Source organism: Mesorhizobium marinum, assembly GCF_040813675.1.
GTDB classification, from domain to species: domain Bacteria; phylum Pseudomonadota; class Alphaproteobacteria; order Rhizobiales; family Rhizobiaceae; genus Mesorhizobium_K; species Mesorhizobium_K marinum.
Genome location: NZ_JBFOCI010000048.1, coordinates 1 through 507 on the forward strand (window position 1 = coordinate 1; position 507 = coordinate 507).

Here is a 507-nt window from a genome sequence, read left to right on the forward strand (position 1 = left end):
TGTCGAATTGACCCCCATGTATTCTGGAAGTCCGCCGCCATCGGTCGACACTAGTGGGATGCCCCGCTCGATAGCGAAAGCTGCCCACAGGTTGGTCGAAGCAGAATATCCTGACATGAGAACCGCGCAGTTGCGGTCTGTCACGTACCGGAGGACTTCTTCCGGTTCCATCCTGCCCATCAAATTGACATGAAACGGCCAGTTCCTCGCACGTCTCAATACCATTCCGCCGGTATGCTCACCGAGTATCTTGCCGAAGATTCCAACAATGGAAATAGTCAGATCCCGTGAATATGAAAGACAAAGTTTATCAAACGCATCACACGCAAGAACCAAGCCATCACGGTAATCACATGTAGACGGAAGAACTATTTCATTTATCGGTCGCCCTCTTAGAACACTCTTTTGACCAACGGAATTGCTCCATTGCTTAGGCAACAATGGTGCAATTACCTGGGTCGTTTTTGGCAACTTCCATTTTTGTTTCTCCAACATCCATTCCATTAC

1 protein-coding gene is annotated in these 507 nt (G+C 48.5%); it reads right to left on the reverse strand.

Translation table 11 applies throughout. The annotated features are described in order from the left end of the window. Positions 1-507 (reverse strand): hypothetical protein (locus ABUE31_RS22800; RefSeq protein ID WP_367726057.1); only part of this gene is annotated, 507 nt, incomplete at both ends.